Origin of the sequence: Natrinema halophilum (assembly GCF_013402815.2) — an archaeon.
In the GTDB taxonomy this organism is placed as follows: domain Archaea; phylum Halobacteriota; class Halobacteria; order Halobacteriales; family Natrialbaceae; genus Natrinema; species Natrinema halophilum.
The window spans coordinates 1,657,216-1,669,197 of the sequence record NZ_CP058601.1 but is presented as its reverse complement, the minus strand read 5'-3'; the positions used below and the strand labels follow the sequence as shown (position 1 = coordinate 1,669,197).

The window sequence follows — 11,982 nt, the reverse complement described above, 5'->3', positions numbered from 1 at the left end:
TCTATACGATCATCGTCGCCGTGCTGGCGATTGCTCCGAAGCGCTCTGCGACTTCGCGGGCGATCGGCCCCTTGATCTCCGTTCCGCGGGGCTCTTCGTTCTCGTCGATGATGACCGCCGCGTTGTCCTCGAACTTGAGCCGCGTGCCGTCCGGCCGGCGGATCGACTTCCGCTGGCGGACGACGACGGCCTCGAGGACCTGTCGGCGCATCTCGGGGGTCCCTTTCGTGACTGAAACAGTCACCTTGTCACCGATTCCAGCCTTCGGCTGGCGGTTCTTCGTCCCCTGATAGCCCGCAACGCTGATGACCTTCAGTTCGCGTGCGCCGGTGTTGTCGGCACACGTAACCAGCGAGCCCTTTTTGAGGCCCTGGGTGACGTCGGCCTTCATCGCCTCCATCACTGATCACCTTCGGGTTCGGTCGCGGCGAAATCCTCGTCGGAAAGCTCCGGCTCAGGCTCGGCCTGACTCGTGAGTTCGGCGAGGTCTTCCGCAGTCGCTTCTTCGGTTACTTCGACGACCACGTGCGATTTCGTCTTCGACAGTGGTCGGGTCTCTGCGATCTTGACCGTGTCACCGACCGAGAGCGGCTCGAGCACGCCCGGCACGTGAGCCGGGATGCGCGAGCGTCGTTTCATCTGGCGGTCGTATTTCGGAACCGCCACATCGTACTCTCGCTCGACGACTACGGTCTTGTCCATGTCCGTCGATACGACGGTCCCTTCGAGGATCTGGCCTCGAACGGAGAGTTCGCCGTAGAACGGACAGGTCTCGTAGTCGTATTCCTCCGGGTTTTCGGGTTCCGGAGGGGTTTCAACGTCTAGTCCTATTGCCATGGTGAATCACCACTTGTTTCCGTGCGTCGGGCGGGTCGTGAGAGCAGTCGCGAGCCATCGACCGTAACGTAGGCTCCGTCCTCGCCGGCGGCGTGGCGGTGATTCCAGGCGGAATCATCGCCTCGATGGTCGGCGGCATCGCCGCCGGCCCGGTCCGCGGCTTCCGATCGCTCGAAACCCCCGGGTTGAGTGTCGGCCAGTTTGGACGCAGTCCCCGACTCCTTTCCGGAGTCGGCGGCTTCATCTGTGATCGCGAATTCGAACGTCGAGCCCGATTTCGGCACCGTGACGACCCGAGATTCGCCGCTCTCTCGAATCTCTATGGAAAGGGTCTTCGTCGTCTCGATGACGACTCTTCCATCGAGACCAACCCGCGAAGAGTCGTCGCTCTCGACGACTCGGACGGGGAGTCCGTTGAGTTCGTGTCGCGGCAAGGTTTCGGGTGTCAGTGCCATTGGTATCGTGTTATTCTTCGTCGGCTTCGTCCGCGAAATCCCCCTCCTCGCGCTGGATCGTCTTGATCCGCGCGACGGTGCGACCCAGTTCGCCGATTCGACCTGGATTCTCCGGGGCCCCGCCGGCTGCGAGGACGGACTTCTGGTTCAGCAGTTCCGTCTCGAGTTCCTCGAGTTCCTCCTGCCGTTCGGCAGGCGTCATGTCGCGGATTTCTTCGACGTGGAGAATCGCCATCAGGCGTCACCTCCCTCGTCTTCGTCTTCCTCGTCGGCGGCCTCCTCGTCTTCCATCTCCGCGACGAGTTCTTCGGCCTCTGCCTCGACGTCTTCCTCGAGTTCGTCGAGTTCTTCTTCGACGTCCTCGTCACCGCCGGGGACTTCGACCTCGTCGAACTCCTCGCCGGTATCGGACTCGACTTCCTCTTCGATGACTTCCTCGACGTCCTCGTCGACAGTCTCGACGGCTTCGTCGGCTTCGGCCTCGACGCCGGAGTCAGCTGCTTCGGCCGCTTCGGGCTCGCCTTCGAGAAGCTCTTCGACGCCTTCGGCCTCGTTGGCCTCGACGGCCTCCGGGACGAGCTCTTCCGGATCCATGTCCTCGTTGATCTGGAAGTCGTCGGGCAACTCGGCACCCGGCGGAATGATCTTGACGTCCACGCCGATCGTGCCGAGTTTCATGACCGCGACGCCCTGGCCGTGGTCGACGACCTCCTCTGCGGGTTCGCCGTTGTGCTTGATGTAGCCTCGGTTGAACTTTTCGACGCGCGATCGTGCGCCCGTCACCTTTCCAGAGAGGACGATCTCCGCACCGAGCGCGCCGGCTTCCATGATCCGGTCGATCGTCGTGTGACCGGCTTTTCGGAAGTACCAGCCGCGTTCGAGTGCGTTCGCCAGTCGGTCCGCGACGATCCGTGCGTTGAGGTCGGGTTCGTCGACTTCCTGAACGTCGATCTGGGGGTCCTCGAGGTTGAACCGCTCCTCCAGGGCCGTCGTGACCTTTCGGATGTTCTCGCCGCCTTTGCCGATGACCATCCCGGGCTTTTCCGCCTTGAGGACGATCTGCGTTCCCATCGGCGTCTTGGCGACGTCCATACCACCGTACCCTGCGCGGCCGAGCTCTTCCTGGAAGAACTCGTCGATTTGGGACCGCTGCAGGCCGTTTTCGATGAATTGGTGTTCGTCAGCCATTAACTATCGTCCTCCGCTGTTTCGCGCTGTTCTTCGACGATGATCTCGACGTCGACCTGTGGCGTGTTCCAGGACGACGCTCGCCCCATCGCACGGGGCTTGCGGCCGACGGATTCGCCGACCTTGTGTGCCGCAACGTGGACGATTTCCATGGATTCGCCGTCGAATCCCTGGTGGTCCGCGTTGGCCTCGACGTTCTCGAGGAGGTCGAGGAACTCGCCCGAGACCTTCTCGGGATACTTGCCGGCGTCCCAGCCGTCGACGTCGGAGCGGTGTCCGGCGCCGGTGTTGTGGGACTTAAACGGCACCGACTGTGTCTCGTCGATGACGTCCTGAAGGTACGCTCGGGCGTCGCCGACGGTTCGGCCCTTGAGCTCGCGGGCGACTTCCTTGCTGTGCTTGTGGCTCATATGACGCTCCCGGAGCATCGCTTTCGCCGTGGCATCCGGATCCGCGTCGACTGAGTAGTTGATTCCCATGCGATGATCACTTCAGTGGGACGAACTTCGAGGATCGGGTCGCGCCGATGCCGGCCTGTCCGTGTTCGACGGAGGTCCGCGTCAACTGGAACTCGCCGAGATAGTGGCCGATCATCTCCGGTTCGACGCGTACGCGCTCGAACGACTGTCCGTTGTAGACCTCGAAAGTCAGTCCAACGAACTCCGGCAGGATCGGCATATCCCGCAGGTGCGTTCGCAGTGGCGCGTTCGCCGTCTCTTCCTCACCCGCCTCGCGGGCCTCCTCGAGAAGCTTCTCCTTCTCGATGGAGAGGCCGCGTTCGATACTTCGCCGCTGTCGTGCGGGTAGCAGTTCCACGACTTCGTCGAGCTCCATCTCCTGCAGCTCCTCGAGCGTGTGGCCGCGGTAGGTGAATTCACCTTCGCGGCCGGTTCGGTACTCCTGACTCATTTGTTTCCACCTCGGCCGGTGCGCCGGGACGAGATGTCACCAACCTTCCGTCCCGGCGGGGCGTCCCGCGAGACGGACTTGGGTTTGCCGGGGTGCTGGCGGCCGCCACCACCGAACGGGTGGTCGACGGCGTTCATCGCAACACCACGGACGCGAGGCCACTTTGTGCCCCGGGCTTTCATCTTGTGGTACTTGTTGCCCGCCTTGACCATCGGCTTCTCCGTGCGGCCGCCGCCGGCGACGACGCCGATGGTGGCCCGACACTGCGGATCAAGGCGCTTGACCTCGCCGCTTGGAAGCTGAACGACCGCAGCGTTGCGGTCGTGAGTGATCAGGTCCGCATTGGTTCCCGAGGCGCGGGCGAACCGTCCGCCGTCGCCCGGGTTCGCCTCGATGTTGCAGACCGGAACCCCTTCGGGAATCTCAGCGAGCGGAAGCGTGTTTCCGGGCTTGATCTCCGCGCTCACGCCGACCTGTAGCTCTTCGCCGACGGTGATGCCTTCGGGCGCGAGGATCAGTCGCTGATCGCCGTCTTCGAACTCGACGGCGGCGATGGGTGCGGACCGGGCCGGGTCGTGTTCGATGTCCACGACCGTCCCACGCACGATGTCGTCTTCCTCTTCTTTCTTGTGGTCGAGCTTCGCTTTGTATCGGTGTGACGGGGCACGGAACGTGGAACTTCCGCGGCCGCGTCGTTGTCCCTGAATGCGTCGTCCCATTCTCAGAACACCCCGATTCGCGAAGCGATTTCCTGTGCGTCGTCGTCCTCTGCCAGTCGGACGATCGCCTTCTTTTTGCCGTTCATCGTTACCTGCGTGTTAATATTCTGTACCGAGATCTCGAACCGTTCCTCGACCTCGTCCCGAATTTCGGGCTTGGTCGCGTCCGGATTGACGACGAACTGGAGCTTGTTCTCGAAGTCCATGTCGTTCATCGCCTTCTCGGTCACGAGGGGGTGTTCGATGACCGAGCTCATCGGTCAGCCACCTCCTCGAGGGCGCTCTCGGTCCAGACGGTCAGCCGTCCGGGCTGGGCGCCGGGTGCGAGATCCTCGGCGTTGACTTCCGCAGCCGTCGTCACGTCGGCACCGGCGAGGTTCCGGGCCGCACGCGACGGACCGGACTCGCTCGAAGTGACGAAGAGGATCGACTTGGGTTGCTTGTACTTCCGTCCGCGGGTCTTCCCGCGACCGGCGCGGACGCTACGACCCTCGTCGGCGCGATCGACGTCGTCTTCGAGGCCCGCTGCCTCGAGGAAATTGACGACCTCGCGCGTCTTCTCGAGGTCCTCGAACTCGTCGTCGACGACGACCGGCAACTCTGTGTCGTCATCGAACGCGTGGCCGCGCTCGGCGACGAGATCGGCGTCGGTCGTCGCAGCGATCGCGCTGCGGACGGCCAGTTTCTTTTCTTTCGTGTTGATCGATTCAGTCCAGTCCTTCTCGGCTTTCGGCGGGTGGGCCTTGCGTCCCTTGATCGTCTGAGGAACGCGGCGACCGCGACCCTCCTGTCGTGGAACGTGGGCCATCCCGCGGCCGCTACCGAACGATTCGGCCGGCGTTCGCAAGCCGGCGAACTCGTCGGCGCCGTAGTCCTGTTTTCGGTTTGCCTGGGCAGCGCGGACGGCGCGGCCGATCAGGTCCGGGCGGTACTGGGTCTCGAAGACCGCCGGGAGCTCGACCGAGCCCGCGTCGTCGCCGTCCAGGTCGCGTACTGTTGCGTCCATGATTTATCCCTGGTTGGATGCGGTGGAGACGTAGCGCACCTCTGGGTCGAGGCGCGGCTGTCCTCCGGGTCGGATCGCCGGGCGGAAGCGCACGAGGCGCTTTTCCGGCCCGGGCAGCGAGCCCTTGATCAGCGCGTGCGGCCCGTCGACTTCGCCGTAGTTGACGAAGCCGCCGTCGACCGTCGCGTCGGCGCCGTCGCCGATGTCGACGAGGCGCTTGTTCAATTCCGTCCGCTGGTGGTAACCGGTCTGACCCTGTTGGGGGACCGTAGAGCGGACGCGGCTCGGGTTCCAGGGGCCGAGGTTGCCGATGCGGCGACGCCAGCCCTGCCGGGCGTGTTTGCCCTTGCGTTTCTGGACGCCCCATCGCTTGACGGGACCCTGGGTCCCTTTCCCTTTCGTGACGCCGCTTGCGTCGACGTACTCGCCGGCGCGGAACACGTCGTTCATTACGTGCTCGCCGCCGTTCTCGACCGTGTCGAGGGCGAAGTCGACGCGTTCGTCGACGGAACCGCCGCCGACGCGCGTCTCCATCACGTCAGGTTTCTTCTTTGGCACCGAGGGAACGTCCCCCGGAACCGTGTGGGTGATGACGCGTACGTCGTCGACGCGGCCCTCCTCCGCGAGGCCGCGGAGTTCGTCTGCGGCAGCGTCGTCGTCGTAATCGTCACCGGGAAGGTCGAGGACGCGATCGAGTTCGGGAACGAACTCGTCGGTCCAGACCTCGGTTATCGGCTTCATACCGTACGGCGTGTCTTCGTACGCTCGCAGTGCAACGGCGCGCATCGGCGGCGTCTCCACGATCGTTACGGGAACGGTCTGTTCCATCCCCTCGGTCGGCGAATTCGCTTGATCGTCGACCATAACGACGTGGGACATGCCGGCCTTGTAGCCCGCGAAGCCCTGCAGCGTCGGCTGTCCGTCGTCGTCCGGCCACGAATTAAAGCGCGGAATCTCCGATGAGGCGCGCTTCCGTGGGCCGAACCCGAGTGAGCCTTTGCGTGGTCTATTTGCTTGTGGCATTCTATCACTCTCTCAGTGAGAGGGGAGCGAGGGTCGCGAACAGAGCCTCCTCCGTTCGCACGACCTCGCTTCCCTGATCCGGAACCGTGTTTAGCCAGAGGTCGAACCCCGGATCGGCAGTGGGTTCGACTCCGTCATCCCCGTCGCCGGCTGCGTCCTGTGCAGCGCCGACGGCAGATGCCTCGATTCCGAGGATAGCCGGCAGCCCTCTCTCGGGCGCGCCGAACGCGACGGTCATCCCGTCACGGTCGACGCGTCCGGCCAGCGTCTCGAGCCGCCCGACGGTAAGTTCTGCACCGAATCGGGAGGCCGCGATACGGACGCCAGCGTCCTCACGGCCGAGTGCTGCCTGCAGGTCCGTCTGCTCGATTGTGAGCCCCGGAAGGGGGACGGCCTCGAGCTTCGCCCGGACCGGTCGTCGCGAAGAGATCCTGACGGTCACGCGCTCTCCCTCCTCGACCGCCATTTTCGGCGGTACGTTGAGGGAGATCGGGTGTTGCATGCCGCAATTGACCCGGACGCGCCCTTCAGGTCCGACCTCGGTCACGATCCCTTGTCTTAACGACCCCGAACCGTTCGATTCGGAGCCGGTCTGTGACACCGCGCGGAGCGGCGGCAAGACGCCCGCGTACTCCAGTTCGTCCCGCATCCCCCAGACCTCGTTGCGAAGGTACGGGGGCGTTGCGGCGTACCGCAAGACGGTGTTTACGAACCCGCCGTCGAATCGTCCGGTTTCGCCGTCCCGATCGGGATAGACGACCAGACGATCGGCCCGGAAAATAGTCGCCGCGCGGGCGACGTATCCGAGTTTGCGAGTTGCCTCGCGTTTGTCCTCGGCTTCCCGGGTGAGCGACGACGGCACGAGTACGCTGACGGTCATGCCGAAACGCTTCGGCGCCGCGTCACTAGACTGTAGCGATCTATTGCGGAGAGGGTCTTAAAAGAATAGCGGATTCGATTCCGGCTGTGAACGCCTCACACTCGCGAATTCGTGCCGAACGGACACACACTCTCGATCGACTACCGATCGCCGTCGACCACTGCGAGAAACCGGAACTTATTGCCACTTCTGACGTCGAGTCGCCGGTCGCCCTCTCCGAGAATCGCCATGCTCCAGCATGTCGATGCCGGGTTGATTCGCAACCCTTATACATCCCTCCGGGAGTAGATATGAGTGCAACGGGGCGCTGGTAGTGTAGTGGTATCACGTGACCTTGCCATGGTCACAACCTGGGTTCAAATCCCAGCCAGCGCATTTCTGTCGCGACCAACTTCGGGAGCGACAGAAATCGAATCTGGGTTTGAATCAGACCAGTCGCAGCACCGAGCGAAGCGAGGTGACCGTCTGGGCGTGGTTCAAATCCCAGCCAGCGCACTTCCACCACTTCACGGCTTCTCTTGTTGTTTACTCGGTCAGCTGCTGTGAACGGTAAATCGACCTTCGGCTTACGTAACACTACACGTGATCCTATTGTCCAGATCATATCGCGAACTCGATGAATAACAGAGCCACTGCAGCACCTCCGTTATTCTCCTCAACTCGTTATAGAGATACAGGAGAAAACCCACGGCTTTAGCCGTGGGATGAATCCGTCACTGCTGAATCAAACCACGCTACAGTAGCAAGCCGACTCCCCACTGTTTAAGAAACACCAGTCTTACATATAAGATATGGACGTACGGCGTACCGTCCCCGTTGCACTCGACGTGGACAGTGATGACGCCGTACTCCTCGAAGACACCGTTAATACGTTCCTCTGGTCGGCTCAATACGTCGTAGACCACGCCTTCAAAGGCGAGTACGTCACCACCAGCAAGACGACGCTGGACGACGAAACCTACGACGAGGTGCGCGAGAAAACGGACGGGTTCAACGGCGGCCTCGTCCAAGCAGCGAGGAACAAAGCAGCGGAAGCCTGCAAAAGTGTCGTGGCACGCTGGAAGAACGGGAAGAAAGCCAGCAAACCAACGTTCACCAGTCCGCACGTCGTCTACGACAAGCGCACCGCGACGTTCCACGACGAGTACGTGAGCCTCGCCACCACAGACGGTCGAATCGAAGCTGACTACGTGCTACCCGACGAGGACAGTGACACACCGCACTCCGAATACCTGTTTTCAGACGAGTACGAAACCACGGGTGCGGAATTGCACTACCGCGACGGCAGCTGGGTACTTCACATCCATTGCAAGAAGGAAGGAGAGTCTGACACGTCGGAGAAGGCAACACCTGAGAACGGAACGGTTCTCGGGGTTGACCTCGGCGTGAACAACCTCGCTGTCGCTTCGACGGGCACATTCTGGACGGGCGACGAGTTCGACCACTGGCGACAAGAGTACGAGAAACGACGTGGCTCGCTCCAACAGTGCGGGACGCACTGGGCACACGAGAACATACAGGCCGTTGGACGGAAAGAGGAAGGGCGGTTCAAGCTGATGCTCTACCGCATCAGCAACGAACTCGTCGCTGAAGCTCGTGAGAACGAGTGTACGGTCATCGCCTTCGAGGACTTGACTGACATCCGTGAACGGACTGGTGCGTCGTGGGGGCACAAATGGGCGTTCGACCGTCTCTACGAGTACGTCGAGTACAAGGCAGCGGAACACGGCATCAAGGTTGAGCAGGTTGACCCCGAGAACACGTCACGGCGATGCTCGCACTGCGGATTCACCCATCCCGATAACCGTGATGGTGAGGGCTTCGAGTGTCTGAAGTGTGAGTACGAGAATCACGCGGACTACAACGCTGCGAAGAACATCGGTTTACGGTATCTCCGTCGCAGGCAAAATGCAGGCGATGGAGGCGTACCCTTGGGCGTGCGCTTGAACAGTGGGATGATGAACGTGAACGGAGGCTATTCTCCTGCCGCAACGGAGGCCAGAACGGGAGTCCACGCTGAATCCCACGACTGCAGTCGTGGGTAGCTCAATCGTGGGGTTGTCGTCCAGACTGATATCACCGAACGGAAAAAATACGAACAAAAACTCAAGGAGTCCAACGAACGCCTCGAACAGTTCGCATATGCCGCGTCACACGACCTCCAGGAACCCTTGCGGATGGTCACCAGCTACCTGCAGTTGCTCGAGAAGCGCTACAGCGACGCCTTCGACGAGGACGGCGAGGAGTTCCTCGCCTATGCTGTCGACGGGTCCGAGCGGATGCGGGATATGATTGATGCCTTACTCGAGTACTCGCGGATCGAGACGCGGGGCGATCCGTTCGAACCGATTGACCTGAATGCCGTGCATGACGACGTGCTCGCGGACCTCCAATTGCAGATCGAAGAGAGCGATGCCGAGATCACGGCCGACGACCTCCCGTGCGTCGAAGGTGACAGTAGTCAACTCCGGCAATTGTTCCAGAACCTGCTGGGCAACGCCATCACCTACAGCGGCGACGAGTCCCCGCGGGTCTACGTCAGCGCCGAGCGCCGAGGCGGAAAGTGTGTGATCTCGGTCGAAGACGAGGGAATCGGCATCGATCCAGCCGACCACGAGCGGGTATTCACGATCTTCGACCGACTCCACAGCCGCGAGGAGTACGATGGGATGGGCATCGGCCTCGCGCTCTGCGAGCGGATCGTCGAACGCCACGACGGCAAGACCTGGGTCGAGTCCGAACCCGGGGAGGGTGCGACGTTCTCGTTCACGCTCCCAGTTGGAAGGGAATCCGATATCTGAACGGCCTGTAGTAACCGGTTGCCCCCAACTGAGCAGTTGATCTGTTGAATACACTCGTTCTATTCAGCGACGGCTCTGCGATCTAGAGGCGGATCAGGCCGGGTGCCTCGGGGTCGTTCGGAAGCCCTTCGGTTTTCCGTGATCCGCAAAAGAGCTGCCAAGCTCTTTTTGGACCTCGCGGGATCGAAGATCCCGCTTAGTGACGAGGGAGCTTTGCTCTCTCGAACCACTTGACTCCGAGGCGGTTCATCCGACCACTGTTACAAATAGCGTGCTGGATACAGCGGATGAACTCGGCACGAGAGCTTTGTTTGTTTCATCAGGGATCTACTGACCGAGTTGTTCAGCAGATATGTTAACGAAAAAACAATTGTAAGGTTGTCAATACTGCACATTTGAGACATTTCTCAGAAAGGGCCCCACCGAACTTCTTATACCCGTTACCCAAGACTGTCACAGTATGGGCACCGGGTCACCAGAGGCGATAATACTGCTAGTAGAAGACAATCCTGGTGATGTTCGCCTCATCGAAGAAGCGTTCTCGGACGGCAACATCACGAACCCGCTTCGCACCGTCACCGATGGCCGAGCAGCGCTCGATTTCATCCATCAACGTGGAGAGTACGAGGACGCTCCTCGACCGGACATTGTACTGCTAGACCTGAACCTGCCAAAAGTTGGAGGTGAAGACGTTCTACACGAAATCAAACACCATCCCGAGTTGGATCATGTCCCGGTGATCGTCCTGACCGGAGTGGACGAAAGATTGATCGAATCTCGAGATCTCGATCATGATTCGGATGAAGATGCAGTCCTCGAAAAACCGGTTGACACCGGCGACTTCGTCGAGGTAATTCAGTCGTTCGAGTCGTTTCGATTAGCAATTATGCGAGAGGACTGATGGTGCCTGCTTCTCCGGTTACTTCTTCACCTGGACTGATTGTCAACATCCTCTTAAGTCGCTCTCAGTCGGTGCCACATTCGCATGTTCTAACCAGCAGCGGCTGCCAATTCTGCGCACACACTGTCAGAAACGACGTGCTACCTACAGAGGTAATTCCACTCGACGGCTTTGGTTGTCTTCATCCAAAGCCGATGAATCAGTCCTTCAGTAGAGATGCAAATTGGACAGGTAGTTCAACTACGGTGGTCTGAAATCGTCATCCAACCTCGCCGAGTCATTCGAGAGAGTCTATGCGCGGTACGTCTGCGCCGGATGATTTAAATTGCACCGAGTCGCCGACCTGCACGCTGTTGAACACCGGTCGGTCAGTTCGGTAGGCCAGCGATTCACCCGCCGGTATGCTCTGCTTTTTGTTTGCTGTCTCGTGGTTGACGTGAAGATTGTAGTAGACCGTCTCGTAGTCGTTCTCAAACCGGCGGGCAAGAGCATCATCAACTGTGACATTCTGCCAGTCTGAGAACGCGTCGCGGTACTCAGCGTCGTCAATATTCAGTGTCCCTTCGTGTGCTAAGACCGTATGACTCTCGTCACCGCCGCGACCTGTAATCGACTTGGCTTCAACCGTTCCCTCCACCGTTGATGACGTTGCGAAGGCAGTATCGATGCCGACTGCGACAACCCCAACACTACCGATTGCACCGAGCAACTTGATGAGTGTACGTCGGTTCACATCAAGACGCTGATTAGATATCCAGATAAGTGTCTCGCAAACTCAAACAACTGTTTTAGGCAAAAATCCACGGACCGAGCGTCTTATTCACTTTTCATCGATACTGAGCAATTGGACTGTCCTCTGGGTGGGTGTCAACTCATGCTCCATTCGCGCTGTGTCTCTCGCACGACTCGAGAAATCGGGCCAATACCTGCCAGGAACATTCCAGGAATATCACAGTGTTTGTTGCACCTTGGGTGCCGCGTCCGATTCTCAGACCAGACTCAGACGGGCGACCTCGAGTCTCAAGTACGTAGAGACCAACGAGTTATCCTGGGCTCTCGTCAATTTTGGTCGTCTTCCCCGCTTCAGACCCCGACCTGTTCGTCGAGTCGGTATCATCCACTCACTGTTCCATCCTCCGTTCAAATTCGGCGTCGCCGAACTCGCCTTCGACGTACTGCTTCTTGAGTTGCTGTCGCCGATCTTCGGTCGTTGGTTCGACCGTTTCGGAGACATCGAACCGGCGGAAAAACGGGTATTCCCGT

Annotated in this window: 15 protein-coding genes, 1 tRNA gene and 1 pseudogene; 4 read left to right on the top strand and 13 right to left on the bottom strand. The window is 60.4% G+C overall.

Going from position 1 to position 11,982, the window contains the following annotated elements:
* Position 1 precedes the first annotated feature (1 nt).
* The 12 genes from HYG82_RS28970 to HYG82_RS28915 are packed head-to-tail and all read right to left on the bottom strand — an operon-like array spanning position 2 to position 7,017.
* Positions 2 to 400 (bottom strand): 50S ribosomal protein L14, encoded by a 399-nt coding sequence (locus tag HYG82_RS28970; RefSeq protein ID WP_179260546.1) that lies wholly within the window; start codon positions 398 to 400, stop codon positions 2 to 4.
* Positions 400 to 837, bottom strand: coding sequence for a 30S ribosomal protein S17 (locus HYG82_RS28965; protein ID WP_179260545.1), 438 nt, complete (start codon positions 835 to 837; stop codon positions 400 to 402). Before HYG82_RS28965 ends, HYG82_RS28970 begins: the two co-directional genes overlap by 1 nt.
* Positions 828 to 1,292: a ribonuclease P protein component 1 gene (locus HYG82_RS28960; protein ID WP_179260544.1), complete on the bottom strand. Its 465-nt coding sequence runs from the start codon at positions 1,290 to 1,292 to the stop codon at positions 828 to 830. Before HYG82_RS28960 ends, HYG82_RS28965 begins: the two co-directional genes overlap by 10 nt.
* A gap of 10 nt (positions 1,293 to 1,302) precedes the next feature.
* Positions 1,303 to 1,527, bottom strand: coding sequence for a 50S ribosomal protein L29 (gene rpmC / locus HYG82_RS28955; RefSeq protein ID WP_179260543.1), 225 nt, complete (start codon positions 1,525 to 1,527; stop codon positions 1,303 to 1,305).
* Positions 1,527 to 2,480, bottom strand: a complete 954-nt coding sequence (locus HYG82_RS28950) for a 30S ribosomal protein S3 (RefSeq protein ID WP_179260542.1) — start codon at positions 2,478 to 2,480, stop codon at positions 1,527 to 1,529. Before HYG82_RS28950 ends, rpmC begins: the two co-directional genes overlap by 1 nt.
* Positions 2,480 to 2,959 carry a 50S ribosomal protein L22 gene (locus HYG82_RS28945; protein ID WP_179260541.1) on the bottom strand — a complete coding sequence of 160 codons (480 nt, stop codon included), beginning with the start codon at positions 2,957 to 2,959 and terminating at the stop codon, positions 2,480 to 2,482. The genes HYG82_RS28950 and HYG82_RS28945 overlap by 1 nt, the downstream gene beginning before the upstream one ends.
* A gap of 7 nt (positions 2,960 to 2,966) precedes the next feature.
* On the bottom strand, positions 2,967 to 3,389 hold the full coding sequence (locus tag HYG82_RS28940; protein ID WP_179260540.1) for a 30S ribosomal protein S19: 423 nt from the start codon (positions 3,387 to 3,389) through the stop codon (positions 2,967 to 2,969).
* The gene (locus tag HYG82_RS28935; protein WP_179260539.1) at positions 3,386 to 4,108 is read right to left on the bottom strand and encodes a 50S ribosomal protein L2; all 723 of its coding nucleotides are present in this window, start codon (positions 4,106 to 4,108) and stop codon (positions 3,386 to 3,388) included. Before HYG82_RS28935 ends, HYG82_RS28940 begins: the two co-directional genes overlap by 4 nt.
* Before the next feature lie 2 nt (positions 4,109 to 4,110).
* Complete coding sequence (locus tag HYG82_RS28930; protein WP_179260538.1) at positions 4,111 to 4,365, bottom strand: 50S ribosomal protein L23; 255 nt, start codon at positions 4,363 to 4,365, stop codon at positions 4,111 to 4,113.
* Entirely contained in the window at positions 4,362 to 5,114 is a 753-nt protein-coding gene (gene rpl4p / locus HYG82_RS28925) for a 50S ribosomal protein L4 (RefSeq protein ID WP_179260537.1), read from the bottom strand. Before rpl4p ends, HYG82_RS28930 begins: the two co-directional genes overlap by 4 nt.
* 3 nt (positions 5,115 to 5,117) lie before the next feature.
* Positions 5,118 to 6,137 (bottom strand): 50S ribosomal protein L3, encoded by a 1,020-nt coding sequence (locus HYG82_RS28920; protein WP_179260536.1) that lies wholly within the window; start codon positions 6,135 to 6,137, stop codon positions 5,118 to 5,120.
* Positions 6,138 to 6,141: 4 nt separating this feature from the next.
* On the bottom strand, positions 6,142 to 7,017 hold the full coding sequence (locus HYG82_RS28915) for a putative RNA uridine N3 methyltransferase (protein WP_179260535.1): 876 nt from the start codon (positions 7,015 to 7,017) through the stop codon (positions 6,142 to 6,144).
* 304 nt (positions 7,018 to 7,321) lie between these two features.
* On the opposite strand from HYG82_RS28915, the gene HYG82_RS28910 reads away from it, so the two are divergent.
* The 4 genes and pseudogenes from HYG82_RS28910 (at position 7,322) to HYG82_RS28895 (ending at position 10,719) form a co-directional block, all read left to right on the top strand.
* Positions 7,322 to 7,392 (top strand) — tRNA-Gly (locus HYG82_RS28910).
* Positions 7,393 to 7,808: 416 nt separating this feature from the next.
* Positions 7,809 to 9,062, top strand: a complete 1,254-nt coding sequence (locus tag HYG82_RS28905) for an RNA-guided endonuclease InsQ/TnpB family protein (protein WP_179260534.1) — start codon at positions 7,809 to 7,811, stop codon at positions 9,060 to 9,062.
* Positions 9,063 to 9,086: 24 nt separating this feature from the next.
* Positions 9,087 to 9,818: pseudogene (locus tag HYG82_RS28900) on the top strand (sensor histidine kinase); the annotation flags it as partial.
* Positions 9,819 to 10,278: 460 nt separating this feature from the next.
* The gene (locus HYG82_RS28895; RefSeq protein WP_179260533.1) at positions 10,279 to 10,719 is read left to right on the top strand and encodes a response regulator; all 441 of its coding nucleotides are present in this window, start codon (positions 10,279 to 10,281) and stop codon (positions 10,717 to 10,719) included.
* A 277-nt stretch (positions 10,720 to 10,996) separates the two neighbouring features.
* On the opposite strand, the gene HYG82_RS28890 is transcribed toward HYG82_RS28895, so the two are convergent.
* Positions 10,997 to 11,452, bottom strand: a complete 456-nt coding sequence (locus HYG82_RS28890; protein ID WP_179260532.1) for a hypothetical protein — start codon at positions 11,450 to 11,452, stop codon at positions 10,997 to 10,999.
* Between the last annotated feature and the right edge of the window lie 530 nt (positions 11,453 to 11,982).

Excerpts from the sequence above, each read along its gene's own strand:
- rpl4p (WP_179260537.1), bottom strand. The coding sequence starts at position 5,114 with ATGGACGCAACAGTACGCGACCTGGACGGCGACGACGCGGGCTCGGTC.
- HYG82_RS28915 (WP_179260535.1), bottom strand. The coding sequence starts at position 7,017 with ATGACCGTCAGCGTACTCGTGCCGTCGTCGCTCACCCGGGAAGCCGAG.
- HYG82_RS28905 (WP_179260534.1), top strand. The coding sequence starts at position 7,809 with ATGGACGTACGGCGTACCGTCCCCGTTGCACTCGACGTGGACAGTGAT.
- HYG82_RS28940 (WP_179260540.1), bottom strand. The coding sequence starts at position 3,389 with ATGAGTCAGGAGTACCGAACCGGCCGCGAAGGTGAATTCACCTACCGC.
- HYG82_RS28920 (WP_179260536.1), bottom strand. The coding sequence starts at position 6,137 with ATGCCACAAGCAAATAGACCACGCAAAGGCTCACTCGGGTTCGGCCCA.
- HYG82_RS28945 (WP_179260541.1), bottom strand. The coding sequence starts at position 2,959 with ATGGGAATCAACTACTCAGTCGACGCGGATCCGGATGCCACGGCGAAA.
- HYG82_RS28950 (WP_179260542.1), bottom strand. The coding sequence starts at position 2,480 with ATGGCTGACGAACACCAATTCATCGAAAACGGCCTGCAGCGGTCCCAA.
- HYG82_RS28970 (WP_179260546.1), bottom strand. The coding sequence starts at position 400 with ATGGAGGCGATGAAGGCCGACGTCACCCAGGGCCTCAAAAAGGGCTCG.
- HYG82_RS28935 (WP_179260539.1), bottom strand. The coding sequence starts at position 4,108 with ATGGGACGACGCATTCAGGGACAACGACGCGGCCGCGGAAGTTCCACG.
- HYG82_RS28930 (WP_179260538.1), bottom strand. The coding sequence starts at position 4,365 with ATGAGCTCGGTCATCGAACACCCCCTCGTGACCGAGAAGGCGATGAAC.
- rpmC (WP_179260543.1), bottom strand. The coding sequence starts at position 1,527 with ATGGCGATTCTCCACGTCGAAGAAATCCGCGACATGACGCCTGCCGAA.
- HYG82_RS28895 (WP_179260533.1), top strand. The coding sequence starts at position 10,279 with ATGGGCACCGGGTCACCAGAGGCGATAATACTGCTAGTAGAAGACAAT.
- HYG82_RS28960 (WP_179260544.1), bottom strand. The coding sequence starts at position 1,292 with ATGGCACTGACACCCGAAACCTTGCCGCGACACGAACTCAACGGACTC.
- HYG82_RS28965 (WP_179260545.1), bottom strand. The coding sequence starts at position 837 with ATGGCAATAGGACTAGACGTTGAAACCCCTCCGGAACCCGAAAACCCG.